The organism is Actinomycetes bacterium, from assembly GCA_022599915.1.
Taxonomy (GTDB): domain Bacteria; phylum Actinomycetota; class Actinomycetes; order S36-B12.
Window position 1 is genome coordinate 26,354 of the sequence record JAHZLH010000002.1, and the last position, 18,947, is coordinate 45,300.

An 18,947-nucleotide genomic window follows, 5' to 3' on the forward strand; every position below is an offset into this window, starting at 1 on the left:
GTCAATCCCACAGGTCATGCGTCGGTGGACGCGGAGCGGCTTCTTCTAGTTGCGCAGCTAGGGAAATGATTGTGGATTCATCGCCGGGACGCCCGACGAGTTGCACACCGATAGGTAATCCTGCCGGCGACCACCATTGCGGCAGGCTGATTGCTGGCTGGCCGGTGACGTTGTAGGGGGCAGTGAATGGCGTGAATTCTTTTTGGGCCTGGAAGTCGGCGGCTGGATCGCTATCGTCGCGCAAACCACCCACCGGAGCTGGCACATGAGCCAGCGTGGGTGTCAACACCGCATCCCACGGTTCGGTGGCCTCGATCGCAGCTCTCGCGGTTTCTCGCATCCGTTGGACCGCGTGAAAGACCTCGGCAGCGAAGCGACGTTGCCCTCGCTCGCGCAACCACCGACTCAGCGGGACCATGTGCTGATTAGCGTCAGCGGGCAACGGCAGCGCAGCCACACCACCATCCCAGACCGCTTCGAAGGCCGGCACCGCGTCGGGGCCGAACGGGCGCTCGATATCGACAAGTTCGTGACCTAGTTCAAGCAACAGTTGGGAGGTGTTCTCGTAGGCGGCTATACATTCCGGGTCGAGTTCGGTGTCTGCGATCACCGGCTCGCGGTAGCGGCCAATCCGCAGTCGAGTCGGGTGGCGCTGGCTAGCGGCCAAGAAATGACCGGGTGTCAGTGGTGGATGCATGAACGGATCGCCAGCCGACCCACCGGCCAAGACATCCAGAAACGCTGCTGCGTCCGCGACCGTCCGGGCCAACGGGCCGACAACCGCCAACTCGCCCAACTGATCGACCAGCGGAGCCATTCCCACGCGGCCGCGGCTCGGTTTGATCCCCACCAGCCCAGTCACGCTGGCGGGAATCCTGATGGAGCCACCACCATCAGAGCCTTGCGCGATCGACGCCAATCCGGTCGCTACCGCAGCCGCTGCTCCGCCACTGGAACCGCCTGCCGATCGGGACAAATCCCAGGGGGTACGTGCCGGTGGTGCGACCCGGTTCTCGGTGTAGCAGGGCAAACCAAATTCCGGGGTATTGGTCTTCCCGGTGATGATCAGGCCGGCAGCTCGCATCCGGCTGACAAACTCCGCATCCGTTGGCGCCACGAAGTCGGCAAACAGTGTTGAACCAAACGTGCAACGCACTCCGGCCATCAGATCCAAGTCTTTGACTGGAGCGATGACGCCTAGCAATGGACTGTCCGGTTCCTCACCTCGTTGCAGCAATCCATCCACTCGGCGAGCTTGCTCGATAGCGTCGTCGGCGATGACGGTGATGAACGCTCCCACCTTGTCGTTGAGTTCTTCCGTCCGTCGCAGGTACTGCTCAGTAAGTTCCACCGCCGTGAACTCACCGGCTCGGAGGGCAGCACCTTGCTCCAGCGCCGTCAACTGGTGCAGGCTCACAGCACTTCGCCTACTTCTTCTTGCCTCGCTGCGCGGCCGCGCGGCGGGCTTTGCTGCGTTGCCGGAAGTACAGCAGTGAACCACCCAAGACAGCGCCCAACACCATGGCCAATCCGAGGGCCAAGAACAGTGGGATGCTCATTTTCGTGAACACAAGATTGACCGTGACCGACTCGCCGTTGAGCAGGAGCAACAGCAGCGCGAAAACTGCGAGCACTCCCCACACACCGATTCGCAAGTAACGACGCCAATCTGCAGGTGGGGCGCCACCGTTGAACTCGCTTTTACCGCCCTGTTCCTGGCCTGGAGTAGGTTGTTTCGCGTCCGCCATGATCACAGCCTAGGGACTTCGGCGTCCGTTTGCGTACGGCAACACTCACTCCCCGGCCGCGCCCACGATCTCGTTCTGGTCGCTAGGGTCAACATCGTGGACCCTAGCTACCCCAGCGCACCTCGACTCAATCTCACCGACGATTACCACGGAGCTGCTGTTCCCGACCCCTACCGCTGGTTGGAAAACTCCGATCAGCACCCGGCCGACAAGGCGGAGCAGTGGCAGCAGTGGCGCAACGACTGGGACGACGCTCAGCATCAGCTTTTCGCCGAAGAAAGCGCCCAGTGGTCCACTCGTGATCACTTCCAGCACCGCCTACAGCGGTTGCTCGCCGGCGGTTACAACGGACTGCCAATGTGGCGAGGCGACCGGTGTTTCTTCACCCGGCGCGACCCTGACGCACAGTTTCCGGTTCTGCTGACTCGAGACCCCGACGGTAGCGAGCGAACTTTGATCGATCCGATCGAACTCGATCCCAGTGGGCTCACCACCTTGGACGGCTACCAGCCCACGTGGGAGGGCGACAAACTCGCCTATCTCACCAGTCACGGTGGTACCGAGGAATCAGTGCTGCGAGTGATGGACGTGGCTACTGGTGAAGACATCGACGGCCCCATCGACCGCACCCGGTTCTGTTCCATCGCGTGGCTACCTGGTGGTGAAGCCTTCTACTACGTTCGGCGGGAGGACCCAGACCTGCTACCGGCTGACGAACAGCAGTTTCACCGCCGGGTGCGTTTCCATCGACTCGGCCGTGACCCGCAACACGATGAAGAAATCTTTGGCGGTGGACTCAGCATTCACAACTACTACTCGGTGGGCACGACCCGCGATGGCCGCTGGCTGACGGTCTACGCCACCCAGGGAACCGCACCGCGCAACGACGTGTACTTAGCGGACCTGTCCCGCACCGGACCCGAGCATCCCGAGTTGGGCACCGTGGTGGAACGTCGTGATGCCACGACCAGTCTGAACATTCGCCCAGATGGTCGGATGTTCGTGTGGACCGATCACGAAGCACCGCGCGGACAACTGCTGCTGGGCGATCCGGAACGACCAGAACCTGAACACTGGCAGTCGCTGCTATCGGAGGACCCGGCGGCGGTGTTGGATTCCTACCGGGTGTCCGCGGGACCCGAAGGCCCCGAGCAGTACTTGCTGGTGCAGCGCACCCTGCACACGGTCGGCGGGCTGGCGGTGTATGACTCCCACACCGGTGAGTTGGTGAACGAAATATCAGTCCCCGGCCTGGGCACGGTAGCGGGACCCACTGGTCGCCCGGAGGGTGGCAGCGAGAACTGGTACATCTATACCGATCACACCACCCCACCAATGGTGTACCGCTACGACACCATCAGCCAGGAGACGGACTTGTGGGCACGGCCGCCGGGTCAAGCGGAAATCCCGGAGGTGGTGTCGCGACAGGTCAACTACACCTCAGCCGACGGCACTACGGTGCATATGTACGTCATTTCACCAGACGGCGAGCCCACTCACCCGCGGCCCACGATCCTGTACGGCTACGGCGGATTCGGGGTGCCACTGCCACCTGCCTACAGCCCCGTGATTCTGGCGTGGGTGGCTGCTGGCGGGGTGTACGCGATCGCGAATCTTCGTGGCGGCTCTGAGGAGGGCGAGGAGTGGCATCGCGCGGGCATGCTGGGGAACAAGCAAAATGTCTACGACGACTTTCACGCAGCCGCCGAATGGCTCACGCACGAAGGCTGGACTACCCGCGAACAGTTGTGCATCAGTGGCGGTTCGAACGGTGGCCTGTTGGTCGGTGCCGCGTTGACCCAACGGCCCGAGTTGTATGGCAGCGTCATCTGCACTGCTCCGCTGTTGGACATGATCCGGTACGTCACCTCGCAACTGGGTTCGACCTGGACAGTGGAGTATGGCGATCCGGCCGTCCCCGAGCAGTTCGCGTGGCTGTACGACTACAGCCCCTATCACCGAGTTGAAGCAGGTGGCGACTATCCCGCGGTGCTGATGGTGGTCTTTGACAACGACACCCGAACCGACCCCATGCACGGCCGCAAGATGGTGGCGCAACTGCAGCACCACAGCGCTGGTGGTCCGATCGTGCTGCGCACCGAGGCGGATGTCGGCCACGGCGCTCGATCCTTGGAACGCTCCGTGACCGAAAGCGCCGACGTCCTCGCCTTTGCAGCCCGCCACACCGGGCTGCAGCCCGACAACTAGACCGGCTAGTCGCTCAACCTGGTTCGCTACTCAGCGGGCGCCGGCGACGCGACTGGCGTCGGTGCGGCACTGCCGCTGTTATCAGCGCGCGGCCATTTCTGCTGATAGCGAGTGAAGAGTTGGTCCTGGGCGGAAGCCAAGTTCCAAGCAAACACGCCACCGATCTTCATCTTGCGCGCGAGTTTAGCTCGCTTGATCGCCGTGCGGTGATTGCCGAACCACACCGTCCGCGAGACCTGACATTCGCTGGTGCGAGTTACGGTTCGCCGGTCTTTGCCGGTGCCAACCTTCTTGGGGTAGGTGCCCTTGGTGGTCTCGGAGTAGCGGAAGGTTGCTTCGCCTGCTTTGCGCGCAAACTTGATCCGCACCCCGTTTTCGTTGGCCAGTTCGGTGGCCGATATGGCACCGAGCGAGAAGGTTGGGGTGATCGAGCGCGGTCGCCAACCATCGGGACAGTCCCCTACAGTCGCTTGGCCACCGTAGCCGGGTGTGGGCCACGACTTTCCGTACAGCGGCACGCCCACCACAATCTTGCGCCGATCGGCCGCAGCGACTGAACGGGTGGCGGCGGTCACCGCTTGCTTGACCCAACTGTGTGGCCCAATCGGCCCCGGGGAGCTAAAGGAATAGTCGTAGGTCATCAGGTTCAACCGATCAGCGGCGGCGGCCAATCGTTTCCAGTCGAAGACCGAATAGCCACCCCCGAGCCGGGGGCTGCCCGAGGCGGTGAGCGGGGCAGCACCGACCGGTACCGTGACCGACAGCAGTTTGCCGCGTGCATGCAGTTTCTTGGCGAGCCGGCGCACGGTCGGGTTCAACACTCGGCGAGTGGACGACCACGAACTCGCACCGTCATTGAAGGCGAAGTTCTCCCAATCCAGATCTAGTCCATCCGCGCCCACGGCCTCAGTGCGCTGCACCAAGAGTTTGATGAGCGCCTTCCGCTGACTCTTGTTCCGCAGCATGGCGGCTAGTTCGCCGGCGCGCTGGTAGTTCAAGTCGGTGTGCGAGGCCCACACTCGGCTACCCGCCATTGCGGCCAGCGACTCGCGCAGGTTGCGAGTGCTCACGACATCAGGTGCTGAGCAGGCGGACTTAGCGCTGTGAACGCAGACCGGGTTGTCGGCACCGCCAAAACCCCAGGCAAAGATGGCTGCATCGGTTAGCACGCCAGACCCAGCCGCCATTCGCTCGGTCACCGTCGCGGGTGGATGCCAGTTGCCGAACCAACCACCGAGAATCTGTTCATCATTGGCAAGGGCAGAACTGGGCACCAGCATGGCTGCCGTTACTGCTCCCGTTAGCAGGATTTTCCGCATCTGACGAAAATACGTCGCCGATCCGGTTCCTGGGCGAATTGTCGGAATCAGCTAGCCAGTGTTGTCGAAATCACCGCTATCAGGACACAGCTGCGTGGTATCACTGCCACCCGCCCACGCGTCAATCTGCCGGCCGGGATGCGGCGAAGCAGCGCAGCCAACAAGATGAAGGGGTGGCAGATAACAGTACGACAGCGAAGCGTCCGGTCTACTTGGTGACTGGGGCCTCTGGATACATCGGGGGGCGGCTAATTCCACGACTCTTGGAGCGCGGTGTCGCCGTGCGGATTTTGGCCCGACAGCCCGAATCCCTGCGGCAGCGGGAGTGGTTCGATCGAGTCGAGGTCGTTGAGGGCGACGCGCTCGATCCCGTGGCCGTCAGCGAGGCTGTCAGCGACGTCGAGGTCGTCTACTACCTGATGCACTCACTGACCACCGGCAAAAACTTCGAAGACACCGAGCGTCGGATGGCGGCCATCGTGGCGCAAGCCTGTTCCGACGCGGGAGTCCGTCGAATCGTGTACTTGGGCGGAATGGTGCCGCCACCGCCAGCCAAGTTGTCGGCTCACCTGCGTAGTCGTGCGGAGGTCGGTCAAATTTTGCGCGATAGCGGGGTGCCCACGGCCGAACTGCGCGCGGCCATCATCATCGGTTCTGGCTCGGCCTCCTTCGAAATGCTGCGCTACCTCACTGAACGACTGCCTGCGATGGTGACACCACTGTGGGTTCGCACGAAGACCCAACCCATCGCAGTTCGAGATGTGTTGTACTACCTAGTCCGATGCGCCGATCTGCCACCAGAAGTAAATCGAGCCTTCGACATCGGTGGGCCAGACGTCATGAACTACCAGGGCATGATGCAAGACTTTGCCGAAGTCGCGGGGCTACGTCGGCGCATCATTCTGCCGGTAAACCTGCTCAGCCCGAAACTTTCCTCCCATTGGGTTGGCCTGGTCACCCCGGTTCCCCGCGGCATCGCCAGGCCACTCGTTGATTCACTCAAAGTCGAGGTCATCTGCCAAGAGCACGACATCGCAGAGTTGATACCCGATCCGCCCGAAGGTCTGCTGCCGTACAAGACGGCCGTCGACTACGCACTGCGGCGGATTCGCGGTGCCCAAGTGACCACCCGTTGGTCCAACGCGTCAGTGACCGGCGCCATTGCGGAACCACTTCCCACCGATCCCGCGTGGGCCGGTGGATCGCTGTACACCGACGTGCAAGATATGGAGATAGCGGCGGCTCCCGAACAAGTGTGGCGAGTACTCGAAGGTATCGGCGGAGACCGCGGCTACTACACCGGCGATTGGATGTGGCGAATTCGTGGCGCGATGGATAGGGCTGCCGGCGGGGTTGGCCTGCGGCGTGGTCGTCGCGATCCCAACACCACCCGCGTCGGCGATGCGCTGGATTTTTGGCGAGTGGAGGAGCGTATTCGACCCCGGCTGCTGCGCTTACGAGCCGAAATGAAGCTACCCGGACGGGCCTGGCTGGAATGGAGCATCGAGCCCACCGGTTCGGGCCATTCCCAACTCCGGCAGCGAGCCATCTTCTACCCCCGCGGTCTTGCCGGCCACAGCTACTGGTGGTCGGTGTACCCCTTCCACACGCTGGTCTTTCCACCCATGATCCGCGCGATCGCTGGCCACGCGGAAGAATTGCAACGACGCCGTGGCATGGACCTTCGCACCCCCGTCGCCGCCAGTTAGTCGACTGCCACGTCTCGGCTCCGCTCGGTCCTTGCAACAATGACATCGTGACTGGCGAAGCGAACGACCCGGCAATGTGGTTTGAGCGGCTGGGTGGCGAACAGTTCTTCCATGACTTGGTGGCCGGCTTCTACCAACGGGTGACTGACGACGAGTTGTTGCGTCCGCTCTATCCCGAGCAGGATTTGGGACCGGCGGAACGTCGACTCCGACTATTCCTCCAGCAGTACTGGGGCGGACCGAAGACCTACAGCGAAGAACGTGGCCACCCGCGGTTGCGAATGCGGCATGCGCCGTTTCGGGTCGACGTGGCCGCGCGCGATCGTTGGCTGGAACTGATGGCCGCCTCGCTTGCCGACTGTGGCACCGACCTCGACCCGCTCGACCGCAATCAGCTGTGGACCTACTTGGTCTCCGCGGCTGACGCGATGATCAACGTTAACCCCGCACTGGATGGCTAGCGGCTGACCGGCGGGCTCACTAGTCTCTGGTGAGTTTCCGGTAGGTGGTCCGATGTGGCCGAGCCGCTTCCTCCCCGAGCCGCTCGATCTTGTTCTTCTCGTAAGAGTCGAAGTTGCCCTCAAACCAGAACCAGTTGGAATCGCCCTCATAGGCCAGGATGTGCGTGGCAACCCGATCCAAGAACCAGCGGTCATGGGAAGTGATCACGGCACAGCCCGGGAACTCCAACAGCGCGTTTTCCAAACTGCCCAATGTCTCTACATCGAGGTCGTTGGTTGGCTCATCGAGAAGCAGTACATTCCCGCCCTGCTTCAACGTCAGCGCGAGATTGAGCCGGTTGCGTTCACCGCCGGACAGTACTCGCGTCGGCTTCTGCTGATCCGGGCCCTTGAATCCAAAGGCCCCCACGTAGGCGCGTGACGGCATTTCCACATTGCCCACCTTGATCCAGTCCAGTTCATCAGACACGACCTGCCACACGGTTTTCTCAGCGTCCAACCCTGCCCGGGACTGATCAACATAGGACAGCAACACCGTCTCTCCCACCTTCAGATCACCCGAGGTAGGCAACTCAGCCTTATCCGGTTCTTCGTTATCAGTACCGCCGGCTGCGGCAACAATCATGCGAAATAGCGTGGTCTTGCCAACACCGTTCGGGCCGATCACCCCGACAATGCCGTTGCGGGGAAGCGAGAACGACAAATCGTCCATCAACAATCGATCATCGAAAGCTTTGGTGAGATGGTCAGTTTCCACAACCGTGGCACCTAGTCGGGGCCCCGGTGGGATTTGGATCTCTTCGAAGTCCAACTTCCGGGTCTTCTCCGCCTCGACCGCCATCTCCTCGTAACGCTGCAGTCGGGCTCGGGACTTGGTCTGGCGCGCTTTCGCATTCGACCGAACCCAGTCCAGCTCGTCACCCAGCCGCTTTTGCATCTTGGCGTCCTTTTGCCCCTCCACCTTGAGCCGGGCGGACTTCTTTTCCAAGTAAGTGGAGTAATTGCCTTCATAGGGAAAGGCGCGACCACGATCAAGCTCCAGGATCCACTGCGCCACATTGTCGAGAAAGTACCGATCGTGTGTGATCGCGACCACGGTTCCGGGATACTTCTCAAGGTGCTGTTCCAGCCACAACACTGACTCCGCATCGAGATGGTTGGTCGGCTCGTCCAAAAGCAAGAGGTCTGGCTGTTCCAGCAGTAACTTGCACAACGCAACTCGTCGTCGCTCACCACCCGATAGCACCGTGACATCAGCATCCGCTGGCGGACACCGCAGCGCGTCCATGGCCTGCTCTAACTGCGAATCGAGATCCCAGGCATTCTTGTGGTCGATCTCTTCCTGCAACTTGCCCATTTCAGTCATCAACGCATCAAAATCCGCCTCCGGGTCAGCCATTTGGGCGGAGATTTCGTTGTAGCGGTCGAGCAGACTCTTGGTGCGCTTGACCCCTTCTTCCACGTTCTCCAGCACAGTCTTGTCGGGGTCGAGCTGCGGCTCCTGTTCCAAGATTCCCACTGCATAGCCAGGACTCAGCCGGGCCTCACCGTTAGACGGCTGATCCATCCCGGCCATGATCTTCAGCAGACTGGACTTACCAGCACCGTTGGGCCCCACCACCCCGATCTTGGCGCCGGGTAGAAAGGCTAGCGTCACGTCGTCCAGGATCACTTTGTCGCCGTGAGCCTTGCGCGCCTTACTAAGGGTGTAGATGAATTCAGCCATGCACACCAGCCTACGGCCACAGACTAGAACCAAGGCAGGCGGCTGCGGCGGGCAGACAACACGCAACCGGCTTCGCATCAGGGATTGGGTTGTGGGCCGCTGCGGTCGTACACTGAGGCGACGCCCGGGCGGGGGAAGCCGGTGAAAATCCGGCGCTGACCCGCAACCGTGAACCCTTCGAGGGTAAGCCGGAATGCCCGACCGAGCGCCGCTTGCACCTATCCGTCGCGGACTGCGGATCGAGTCGCCCTTCCGGCCACCCTTCCCCGCACCGCCGAACGAAGGGCCGTCGTGTTGACCGCGTTCACGCTTCCCCGATTGCTGCATCCGGGCGCGTGGTGGATCTGGGCGCTGGGACTCGCAGTTGCGGCAGCCCGCACGACCAATCCCTTGCTCTTGCTCTTGATTGCCGCCGTGGCTGGAGTAGTGGTGGCCGAACGCCGGGTAGCGGGTCCATGGGGACGGTCATATCTAGCTTTCGCAAAATTTGGTTTGGTCGTGATCGCGATTCGGGTCGTGCTGGAAATCCTGATTGGCGCCAGTGACCTCGGCCCGACGCTGTTCATCTTGCCGGAGGTGCCGTTGCCGGACTGGATGGCTGGCGTGAAGTTGGGTGGCATCGTGACGCTGTCTGGGCTGCTACTAGCAGTATTCGAAGGCTTGCGGATCGCCGTCATGCTGATCTGTATCGGAGCAGTGAATTCGCTGGTCAACCCCAGCCGGCTGCTGCGCATCGTTCCCGCCGCACTCTACGAAGTCGGTGTCGCTGTCGTGGTGTGTATGACCACCGCCCCGATCCTGGTCAGTGACGCTGGTCGGATTCGCGAAGCCCGCCGACTGCGTGGACAGCCCACCGCCGGACCGCGGGCTTGGGCGCAGATGGCGCTACCACTATTCAGTGGCGCCTTGGAACGATCGGTGGCGTTAGCTGCCTCGATGGACTCCCGCGGCTACGGCCGTACCGCTGGCCTGTCCCGCACCACTCGTCGCATCACTGCTGGCTTACTGCTCCTGGGAATATTGGGCGTACTGCTGGGCTTGTACGGACTACTGGACGGCAGCACTCCCGGGGTCGCGGGGGTCGCGGTGCTGGGCTGGCCACTGCTATTGGTCGGCGCCGGGCTAGCCGCAGCCGGCTCACTGCTGGCTGGCCGACGCGTCAGCAGGACTCGCTACCGCCCGGATGCGTGGAAACTGCCGGAATGGCTGGTCGCGTTGTGCGGTGTCGTACCAGCAGCAGTGTTCATCATGCTGGGCTCCGATCAAGCACTGACCGGGCCAACGACACCACCCACCTGGCCGGAGATCCCCTTCGTCGCTCTCGTCAGTCTGCTGGTGGCGATGCTGCCTGCGGCCATCGCACCACCGCCACCGGTGACCGATAGCGCGGTAACCCCCAGCCGGGATCGATCGGCGGTGGCCGCATGATCGAGTTTCAGCAGGTGACCTTCCAGTACCAAGACGAGACGAAGCCCCAGTTGCGCGACGTGCACTTGACCATCCCTGAAGGCGAACTCGCCGTGGTCGTCGGGGCCACCGGAACCGGCAAGTCAACCCTGCTCGGTCTGATCAACGGCCTCGTCCCGCACTTCACCGGCGGACGACTACAAGGGCAGGTCGTCGTGGCCGGTCGTAGTACTGCTGAGTTTCCCCCCCGCGAGATGGCCGACCTCGTGGGACTGGTGCGTCAAGATCCGGCGGCGGGATTTGTCACTGATCTGGTCGAAGATGAACTCGCCTACACCATGGAATCGCTAGGCGTGCCCGCTGACGTGATGCGCCGTCGAGTGGAAGAGACTCTAGATCTGCTAGGCCTGGATCAACTACGAAATCGCGCGCTGCGGACTTTGTCCGGTGGCGAACGGCAGCGAGTGGCGATCGGCTCAGTCCTCACTGCTCATCCTCGGGTCTTAGTTCTCGATGAGCCGACCTCGGCCCTGGATCCGCAGGCCGCAGAAGAGGTACTAGCTGCGATACAACGACTGGTTCACGATCTGGGACTGACCGTGGTGGTATCCGAGCATCGGCTAGAGCGAGTGGTGCAGTATGCCGACACCGTAGTCATCGTCCACGGCGACGGTACGGTCACCCGGCACAACGATCCCAGCGAGGCGATGGCGATCTCGCCAGTGGAACCACCGTTGGCAACACTGGGCAAGCGCGTCGGATGGGATCCGCTGCCGTTGTCCATTCGCGACGCGCGGCGGGCTGCCTCTGACTTGCGGCAAAGTTTGCCACCGATGCCGCCACTACCCATCGGGACCGAGCATGGCCCCACTGTGGCGCAAGTAGCCAAACTGTCCGCGATCCGAGGCAACAATCCTGTGCTGCGCTCGATTGATCTGCAGGTCAATGCTGGGGAGATCGTTGCGGTCATCGGCCGCAACGGTGCCGGAAAGACCACTTTGTTGCGTTCCTTCGCAGGCAGCCAACCGCCAGACTCCGGCACCGTGCAAGTGCGGGGTATGGATCCGGTGAAACTGTCGGGGAAGGAGTTGGTCGCAAAGGTAGGTTTCGTCCCACAGGAACCTGCCACCATGCTTTGGGCCGAATCAGTCGCGGCAGAGTGCGAAGCCGCGGATTCCACCAGCGACCTCGCACCAGGCACGACGCTGGTGTTGTTCCAGACCCTACGCAACGACATCGATCCGCTAACTCACCCGATGGACCTATCCGAAGGCACTCGACTTGCATTGGTTGTGGCATTGGTTGCGGCTGGCGCTCCCGATCTACTGCTGCTTGATGAGCCCACCAGAGGTTTGGACTACTGCGCGAAGACCGAACTAGCAGATGTGCTGCGGGAGCAGGCACTGCGAGGCGCTGCCATTGTGCTCGCCACCCACGACGTTGAACTTGTTGCCGAGGCGTGCACTCGAGTGATCATGTTGGGAGACGGAGATGTAGTCCTCGATACCGACGCTCGCAGCGCAGCCACTGCGTCTCCGGCGTTTGCCCCGCAGGTTGCCAAGGTCTTTGCACCACTGCAGTACCTGACGGTTGCTGAAGTCACTGCTGGTGTGTTGGCACAACGAGACTCTGGAGCCAAGCAGTGACCCCCGCGATGCGATGCGATCGCCGCACCGGCCTCGTCTTAGCAGCAGTGTCACTGTTGGGTCTGGCCATGTTCGGCTGGCCGTTGTGGATCAATCCCGATGCCGAACTTGCTCACAGTCAAGACGCTTCGCTGATGTTCGCCGGAGTACTGGCGATGTTAGTGGTGGTTTTGGGAGCCGAGATTTCGCGAGGTGGAATCGATGCCAAGGCACTAGCGCTGTTGGGGCTACTAGCAGCCTTGGCTGCGGCGTTACGACCCCTCGGTTCGGGTATCTCGGGTTTCCAACCAATGTTTGTGGTGATCATCCTGGGTGGTCGGGCGTTGGGACCCAGTTTTGGTTTCTCCTTAGGTCTAGTGGCCACCTTTGGCTCGGCGCTACTCACAGGTGGAGTGGGCCCGTGGCTGCCCTTCCAAATGCTTGGTGCGGCCTGGCTAGGTATGGGCGCTGGACTGCTACCGCGGGCATCGGGTCGCAAGGAGATCGCACTCCTTGCCGGCTACAGCGCCGTCGCCGGAATCGCCTATGGCTTCCTGCTTAACATGTGGTTTTGGCCATTCCTCACCGCTGGCCAGGAGGGCATCACTTTTGAACCGGGTGCCCCAGTCGGCGAGAACCTGGCGAGATTCCTGGCGTTCTGTCTGATCACGTCGTTGGGCTTCGATATCCCGCGCGCCATCGGTTTGGTTGCGCTGATCGCGCTCGCCGGTGGGCCGCTGCTGCGCAGCCTCCGGCGCGTTGCCCGACGAGCCCAGTTCGACGCACAGCCACAGTTCGACGCAGAGCCGCAGCTCGATGCGACCACCACGCCGCCACCGGAGACAGAACCAGCGTCAGCCACCGGACAGCGGATCGACTAGCTCGTCTGCATCCATTTGCGAACTCCAGCCGCATCAGTGGGACGCGCGAAGTAGTAACCCTGGCATAGCGGGATTTCAGCCTGCTTAAGAGCGGCCAGTTGCTGCTGAGTTTCGACGCCTTCCACCACGAGTGTTTGATGGAGTGACTTGGCAAGAGCGACGACACCGCCGAGAAAATCTCCGTCGTCCAGATTCTGCGGCAGTAGGCTCGCATCTACCTTCAGATACTTTGCTGGTAAGTCTCGCAGTCGTCGTAGTGACGAGTACCCGGAACCGAAATCATCGACTGCGATGCGGAACCCCAGCTTGGCTAACTCTTCCACTTCCCCCAAAGCAGACTGGTTGGACTCGATCAGGATCGATTCAGTTACCTCGATAATCAGTCGTCCCGGGGAAATATTTGCCTTACGCGCCTGTTGCTTCACCTCCACGGCAAAACCAGGCAGCAGTTCGTTAATAGAGACGTTCACCGAAACGCAGCTACCCGCGAGCTCACCACCCTCGGAATCCCACTGCTGCATTTGTTCCAGACTCTGCTGGCGAACAAATCGGTCAAGGGACTGGATAAGCCCGGTCTGTTCAGCTAACGGGACAAAGACGCCGGGCGACACTGGACCGTCTGACCGAGGCCAGCGGCACAATGATTCAAGGAACTCCACGTCGTTGTTCTCGAGAGCGACGATCGGTTGGAAGGCGACCTCGATCTCGTGATTGTGAATCGCCGCACTCAAGTCTGCTTTCAGACTGAGCGTCTCTCGGGCCTCGGTGACCGAAGATTGCTTGCTGAACTGGAGTTTGTGTCCGCTAGTTTTGGCTCGATACCTCGCGGAATCCGCGGCAGACAGCAACTCCTGTGAACTTTGGTGTTTGCCGCCGAGAGCTACCCCAGCTGAGGCGCTGACGTAAATGTCCTGATCCTCAATCCGAAATGGCTCAGCTAACGAGTTCAAAATTGCGCGCGTCACTTCGATGGGCACCGGCGAATCCGCAGCCCCGCGACACAGCAGCACGAAATCGTCGCCACCGAAGCGGGCAAGCGTATCCCCGTCCGGCACTGCAGCAGTCATCCGCTCGGCCACTAGTTGCAGTAACCGGTCACCCGCAGCGTGCCCCAGCGAATCATTGACTAACTTGAACTGGTCGAGATCGATGAATGCAACGGCAAGGTCGTTGGCCACTCCGTCGGCAAAGAGCGCTGCAAGTTCCCGCTCCAGACCCGATCTGTTCGCCAGCCCAGTCAATGCATCGACCTTCGCATCACGCTGTTCACGGACGCTCTCGACTTCTCGCGTTAGCACCCGACCCAGATGGATCCCGATTTGGTTGAAGGCAGTAAGAACTCGTTGTCGCAGCAGGTCCATTTTCTTGCCGAGATGTAACGAGACGACACCGCTAACCTGACCATTGGTACGAATCGGCAGGGCAAATACGTCCATTCCCCGTTCATCCTTGGCCTCAGTTGATCGGGCGGAAATGAGGCAACGTCGTACCACTTCCGGAGGCTCCACTCGACCTCGCAACGACTCTTGGTGGATCGCGGCCAAATGAGAATCGCCAGACCATAACGGTGAAATCGTGGGGACGTTACCTCGAACCAGCCAGTACTCCGCACTCTCCGCCTGCATCACATTCACAAACTGATCTAACAGGATGCTGATGGCTGAATCGCTATTGGTGGATGTCTCGGATAACTCCGCTGCCTGTTCCACAACAGCGGACAGCGCTCGCTCCTGGTCTCCCAACATCTCTTCCAAATCAAGGCGATACCGCCGGGCCTCAATGAGTTTGATCGCTGAAGTGGCCAAGGCGTCCATGATCTTGACTTGGCCAGAGCTCAGTTCCTTCGACTCCGGTCCCACGACACATAAAGTGCCCACCGCCGCACCATGTTCGGACACGAGTGGCCAGCCAGCGTAGAACCGAGCACCACCGAGGACGAAGGTGTTGTGCTTGATGTTGTCGTGTTCCAATGTGTTGGGCACGATGAATGGCTTGTCATTGTCGAGCAGGGTGTAGGCACAAATAACGTCGTCACGATTCGCCTCGGACTCATCGAAACCTATCGCTGCTTTGTACCACTGCCGGGTCTCGTCGATAAGAGTGAGCAGCGCGGTGGGTGCGCCACACACCTCAGCAGCAGCCGCCACGATTTGATCGAACTCCGGCTCTCTGCCAGTGTCCATGATTCTGAGGTGCTCGAGTTCCGCGAGTCGCTCTGCTTCATTAGCGGGTTTGCCCGCAGGGATATACCGCCGCCGCACCGCTTCGCCTGCCATGGCACCGCCTTTACCCAACAAGTCGTGCCCTTATCGTAGGACCAATACCCCCTTAGGTCTACGGAATCCGCGCGTTCGGACTAGTAACGCTCAGTGACTGCCCACACGACCTCTTCGAATCCGGATGTCGATGGACGAATCTATTAGTGGGTAACGACGGGAATCCAACAACGGAGGAAAAGCATCCTCATCACCAAAAGTAGCGTTCGTCGGTCGAATAAATGGACAACCGAGTCTGGGCAAACCTCTTCCGCACAGGCTAATTCCGCGAGTCGCCGAGCACCTTGGCGATGAGATCTGCAACGTCTGGGTGCCCAATCAGACTGAGATGGCTAGACGATTCCAGCACGGTGATCTTCGGCTGGAATTCCGGGTGGCTCTCGCTGTGCTCTTGGGCTTCCGCACTAGCCCGCCGCACCGCACCATCGCCGATCAAGGAGCCCTTCCAATCATCCGCCGGTTCGGGCCAAATAGCTACGACCGCGTGATGGGTGATGTGAGGAGGTAACGGACGCAGCAACGACCGATCCCGCAATGCGGTGTCCGGGTCTCGGCCAGCCCAATCTTCAACGCGAATTGCACCATGACGAAGATCTTTTATCCCCGCGCTTCTCCGATGGCCCAACGATGCAAGTGGCTTGGTCGCACTAAAAGCGTTCAGGACCATTAGTGCCGCTTGTGCCCCCTTCTCGATCGGGGAACCGCCGTGGGGCGTACCGAGCGTGATCAGATCGGATACTCGCTCTGAAAGTGCGGCGCTGACCTCCATCGCACGCCAGGCAACTAAACCTCCCATTGAATGCCCGACAAACACGATGCGCTGGCACTGCGGCAGACCTGAAAGTAGCTGATCCATCATGGCGGCAAGCGCCTCACCGTTGTCGGTGACAGCAGAGCCGGTGGGATAGCGCACAAGAACGGGGACTGCCGATCCGACCGCAGCCAATACTTCATTGCTCCAGTTGAGTTCGGTGCATCCCAATCCATGCAAGAACACCACCAGAGTTTCAGCAGAATCCTGATGCGACTCAACAAAATCAGCAGGAGCAATAACGCGGCCGTCCTGACGCAGACTGAGCTCCGGCACAAGCGCCCGAGTATGGGCCTCCTCCGCGAGCGAGTCACCGACCGCAGCTCCGATCGCGGCCAGCACAGCACCACCCCGTACTGAAGTGTCCATGGGTGCGGCATCAGTGGGGGTTCCCCATCGGACTATCGGGGCCACGATCTCAGCAACTGCCGCGACGGTAGCCGCCACAGATTGTTCAGCGATCGTCATACTTTGATCGACAACATCTGTCACTTGCGATGCACCCGGAACTAACCGCAGTGGCGAACTGCTGATCCGGTCCGACTGGGCTTTGCGCATGCCAGCGACAGTGCCATGAACAATCTTGACGAGCTCGGCGCCTGCGAATACCGCGGCGGAACGCTGTTCAGCAGTCATTCCCCCATCATCCCCCACTCTGGTTTTTTCTGGAAGAGGCGATCGCAGGACCTTCCTCTGTGATCAGAGGTTCCCGGTCTCTTGACCTGGCAGACAATCTGTCCAGCAGCCTGGCCAGCCTTGCGGGATCATCCCGATTGAGCGACCTAATCGCGGAAATTCCCTTCACGTTTACGGCGAGTGCCAGATGATGTTGAGTCATCAGTCGCTGCTGCTACCTCGTGTTCGGAGTCGAGCGCATCGGCGTAGCGGCCCCGACCAGCCGGATGAACTGCCATCGCGGCTCTTCGCCGCTGCTCTGCTAGCGCTCTGTCGCTATGAGATTCCTTCCGAAGGTCCTGCAGTTCTCCAGCCAAGTCCAGTCCGAGAGCCAGTGCGTCGACGACCAACGTGTCAGTATGAGGATCGCCTGCAGAGGCTAGCCACCGATAACCGCTGACCCGGCTGTAAACGAGTAGACGCTCGTCAGGACGTAGCGCTAGCGCTGCCGTAGCAACCTCACCCCAGCATGCAACAGAAATCAATCTCATCGCCCTATCCGCAATGTCGGAGTCAAACCAGTCGAGGACGGATTCCCCGACCAGCCGGAAGAAACACATCAGTTGCCCGTTCCGAGTGGCACGACTCAGTGGGGGTTTCAGCACTCGCCCTTGTATCGCCACAAACTTCATCTCCCGAGCCTCCCGCGTCGTTAGTACGACATCCACCGTGTGGGTACTGCGCCTTGCGCAGTACCTCGGTAGCCGGAGGAGAGGAAAACTCAAGCTCTTCGATTGCTGTGAATTTCGAAGCAAGCACCGACCTATACCGAGGGATCCGCCACCGGAGTCAGGAGGAATACCGGGATCTCACGATCGGTGTTCGCCTGATAGTTCTCGTAATCCGGCCAGGTGGCGACCGCTCGTTCCCACCAGTTGCGCTTTTCATCGCCGGTGATCTCACGTACTCGATAGTCACGTTTGATAGCCCCGTCTTGCAGTTCCACCAGCGGGTTGGCCACCAAGTTGTAATACCAGATCGGGTGCTCTGGAGCGCCACCCTTGGATGCCACCACGGCGTAGTCGCCATCGTGCTCGACCCGCATCAGTGGGGTTTTGCGAATCTTTCCGGACTTCGCCCCCAGCGAGGTCAAAATAATGACCGGCCTGTCCTTCATGGTGTTACCGGCCGTTCCGCCAGAACTTTCAAATTCCTCGACTTGGTTGCGAACCCACTCGACCGGACTAGGTACGTACTCTCCCTGCAGTGGCATGCACCTAGTGAAGCCGAACTAGCGGCACACCGCTACCCAACCGCAGCACCTACTACAGCCGGGCCAGGCTGATGCCATCCAACAGGAAGAGGAATCCACCCTGGATCACCACCGCGGCGCCGTCGCCGCGAAGTTCGCTGGCACTGCGACGCCCTCGCAATCGCCGCGATCTGGCAATGGACTCCGACCGGCGAAGAAGGGCAACCCCTGCAGCTACATAGCCAACGTCCAGCGCAGTATTGATCGCGAGCGTTCGCCGCAGCCGACGCCGACGGGTCTCGTCATCTGGCTGATCAGCCCGCCGAGATCGGAAATGCGCGATAGCGGAGATGGCTGCATCAATCGCACCCCAACCCGCCGTCTGACCACCGAACGCGCGCATGGCCGGAGTTGCGCCACGTCGATAGATCGCAAGACCAACGATCATGCTGCCCAGACCCCAGACGCCTAGCGAAATACCTAGATCTTGTTCAACGCGCGCTACTTCAACTGACATAACAGCTAGTTCAACAGATTCATCACCTGGTTGCTAGTGAACGTCAGTGGGAATAGATGCCGGCAGATCGACAGCCTCAGGCCATGGGGGCAAAGGACGTCACGATTCACAGTGTGATGGCCCGCGCCGCTGCCGACACAATAATCATCTTGATCTTAAGCGACTGTGATGCCGTTGGCATACCCATAGAATCTGCCGACTCACCAGATCTATCTGACATGTCAGATTGGCTCGCATCGTGATTCATGCTGGACATTGATCCATCTTGCATAGCGCCCTGCCGACTCTTACTTGGGTTTCCCGCCACACCGTTGCCGTGCCCTCCGGCGTCGCACGAAAAATATCGATGAGAACAAATGGGAAGGTCGGCACTGTCACTACCCACCGCCACA

Annotated in this window: 15 protein-coding genes and 1 riboswitch; of the genes, 6 read left to right on the top strand and 9 right to left on the bottom strand. The window is 60.8% G+C overall.

Features of this window, described 5'->3' with window-relative positions; genetic code table 11:
* Position 1: 1 nt before the first annotated feature.
* Both K0U62_00685 and K0U62_00690 read right to left on the bottom strand, forming a co-directional pair.
* Positions 2–1,393 (bottom strand): amidase, encoded by a 1,392-nt coding sequence (locus K0U62_00685; GenBank protein ID MCH9800030.1) that lies wholly within the window; start codon positions 1,391–1,393, stop codon positions 2–4.
* 34 nt (positions 1,394–1,427) lie between these two features.
* The gene (locus K0U62_00690) at positions 1,428–1,748 is read right to left on the bottom strand and encodes a LapA family protein (GenBank protein ID MCH9800031.1); all 321 of its coding nucleotides are present in this window, start codon (positions 1,746–1,748) and stop codon (positions 1,428–1,430) included.
* Between the two features lie 93 nt (positions 1,749–1,841).
* Here K0U62_00690 and K0U62_00695 point away from each other — a divergent pair, with 93 nt between their 5' ends.
* Positions 1,842–3,956 (top strand): prolyl oligopeptidase family serine peptidase, encoded by a 2,115-nt coding sequence (locus K0U62_00695; protein MCH9800032.1) that lies wholly within the window; start codon positions 1,842–1,844, stop codon positions 3,954–3,956.
* A gap of 26 nt (positions 3,957–3,982) precedes the next feature.
* Here K0U62_00695 and K0U62_00700 read toward each other — a convergent pair whose 3' ends face one another.
* Complete coding sequence (locus K0U62_00700; protein MCH9800033.1) at positions 3,983–5,275, bottom strand: hypothetical protein; 1,293 nt, start codon at positions 5,273–5,275, stop codon at positions 3,983–3,985.
* A 215-nt stretch (positions 5,276–5,490) separates the two neighbouring features.
* Here K0U62_00700 and K0U62_00705 point away from each other — a divergent pair, with 215 nt between their 5' ends.
* Positions 5,491–6,984, top strand: a complete 1,494-nt coding sequence (locus K0U62_00705; GenBank protein ID MCH9800034.1) for an SDR family oxidoreductase — start codon at positions 5,491–5,493, stop codon at positions 6,982–6,984.
* A gap of 74 nt (positions 6,985–7,058) precedes the next feature.
* Positions 7,059–7,445: a globin gene (locus K0U62_00710; protein MCH9800035.1), complete on the top strand. Its 387-nt coding sequence runs from the start codon at positions 7,059–7,061 to the stop codon at positions 7,443–7,445.
* Between the two features lie 19 nt (positions 7,446–7,464).
* On the opposite strand, the gene ettA is transcribed toward K0U62_00710, so the two are convergent.
* Entirely contained in the window at positions 7,465–9,171 is a 1,707-nt protein-coding gene (ettA, locus tag K0U62_00715) for an energy-dependent translational throttle protein EttA (GenBank protein MCH9800036.1), read from the bottom strand.
* A gap of 131 nt (positions 9,172–9,302) precedes the next feature.
* Positions 9,303–9,370: riboswitch (cobalamin riboswitch) on the top strand.
* Between ettA and K0U62_00720 the strand changes: the two genes are divergently transcribed.
* The 3 genes from K0U62_00720 (at position 9,340) to K0U62_00730 (ending at position 13,084) form a co-directional block, all read left to right on the top strand.
* A complete protein-coding gene (locus K0U62_00720) occupies positions 9,340–10,599 on the top strand; it encodes an energy-coupling factor transporter transmembrane protein EcfT (protein MCH9800037.1) in 1,260 nt (419 codons plus the stop codon). (Overlaps the previous riboswitch by 31 nt.)
* Positions 10,596–12,224, top strand: a complete 1,629-nt coding sequence (locus tag K0U62_00725; GenBank protein ID MCH9800038.1) for an ATP-binding cassette domain-containing protein — start codon at positions 10,596–10,598, stop codon at positions 12,222–12,224. The genes K0U62_00720 and K0U62_00725 overlap by 4 nt, the downstream gene beginning before the upstream one ends.
* An 8-nt stretch (positions 12,225–12,232) precedes the next feature.
* Positions 12,233–13,084, top strand: a complete 852-nt coding sequence (locus tag K0U62_00730; protein ID MCH9800039.1) for an ECF transporter S component — start codon at positions 12,233–12,235, stop codon at positions 13,082–13,084.
* Here K0U62_00730 and K0U62_00735 read toward each other — a convergent pair.
* The 5 genes from K0U62_00735 to K0U62_00755 all read right to left on the bottom strand — a co-directional run bounded on the left by K0U62_00735 (position 13,081) and on the right by K0U62_00755 (position 18,321).
* Positions 13,081–15,360 carry an EAL domain-containing protein gene (locus tag K0U62_00735; protein ID MCH9800040.1) on the bottom strand — a complete coding sequence of 760 codons (2,280 nt, stop codon included), beginning with the start codon at positions 15,358–15,360 and terminating at the stop codon, positions 13,081–13,083. The genes K0U62_00730 and K0U62_00735 overlap by 4 nt on opposite strands.
* A gap of 259 nt (positions 15,361–15,619) precedes the next feature.
* Positions 15,620–16,807 carry an alpha/beta fold hydrolase gene (locus K0U62_00740; GenBank protein ID MCH9800041.1) on the bottom strand — a complete coding sequence of 396 codons (1,188 nt, stop codon included), beginning with the start codon at positions 16,805–16,807 and terminating at the stop codon, positions 15,620–15,622.
* Positions 16,808–16,953: 146 nt separating this feature from the next.
* Positions 16,954–17,478, bottom strand: a complete 525-nt coding sequence (locus tag K0U62_00745; GenBank protein ID MCH9800042.1) for a hypothetical protein — start codon at positions 17,476–17,478, stop codon at positions 16,954–16,956.
* A gap of 131 nt (positions 17,479–17,609) precedes the next feature.
* Positions 17,610–18,059: a nitroreductase family deazaflavin-dependent oxidoreductase gene (locus tag K0U62_00750; protein MCH9800043.1), complete on the bottom strand. Its 450-nt coding sequence runs from the start codon at positions 18,057–18,059 to the stop codon at positions 17,610–17,612.
* A gap of 52 nt (positions 18,060–18,111) precedes the next feature.
* A complete protein-coding gene (locus K0U62_00755; GenBank protein MCH9800044.1) occupies positions 18,112–18,321 on the bottom strand; it encodes a hypothetical protein in 210 nt (69 codons plus the stop codon).
* Positions 18,322–18,947: the final 626 nt, after the last annotated feature.

What these genes read in the sequence shown, in the direction of transcription:
- K0U62_00690 (MCH9800031.1), bottom strand. Translation starts at nt 1,748, where the DNA reads ATGGCGGACGCGAAACAACCTACTCCAGGCCAGGAACAGGGCGGTAAA.
- ettA (MCH9800036.1), bottom strand. Translation starts at nt 9,171, where the DNA reads ATGGCTGAATTCATCTACACCCTTAGTAAGGCGCGCAAGGCTCACGGC.
- K0U62_00735 (MCH9800040.1), bottom strand. Translation starts at nt 15,360, where the DNA reads ATGGCAGGCGAAGCGGTGCGGCGGCGGTATATCCCTGCGGGCAAACCC.
- K0U62_00700 (MCH9800033.1), bottom strand. Translation starts at nt 5,275, where the DNA reads ATGCGGAAAATCCTGCTAACGGGAGCAGTAACGGCAGCCATGCTGGTG.
- K0U62_00740 (MCH9800041.1), bottom strand. Translation starts at nt 16,807, where the DNA reads ATGACTGCTGAACAGCGTTCCGCCGCGGTATTCGCAGGCGCCGAGCTC.
- K0U62_00710 (MCH9800035.1), top strand. Translation starts at nt 7,059, where the DNA reads ATGTGGTTTGAGCGGCTGGGTGGCGAACAGTTCTTCCATGACTTGGTG.
- K0U62_00750 (MCH9800043.1), bottom strand. Translation starts at nt 18,059, where the DNA reads ATGCCACTGCAGGGAGAGTACGTACCTAGTCCGGTCGAGTGGGTTCGC.
- K0U62_00725 (MCH9800038.1), top strand. Translation starts at nt 10,596, where the DNA reads ATGATCGAGTTTCAGCAGGTGACCTTCCAGTACCAAGACGAGACGAAG.
- K0U62_00730 (MCH9800039.1), top strand. Translation starts at nt 12,233, where the DNA reads ATGCGATGCGATCGCCGCACCGGCCTCGTCTTAGCAGCAGTGTCACTG.
- K0U62_00745 (MCH9800042.1), bottom strand. Translation starts at nt 17,478, where the DNA reads ATGAAGTTTGTGGCGATACAAGGGCGAGTGCTGAAACCCCCACTGAGT.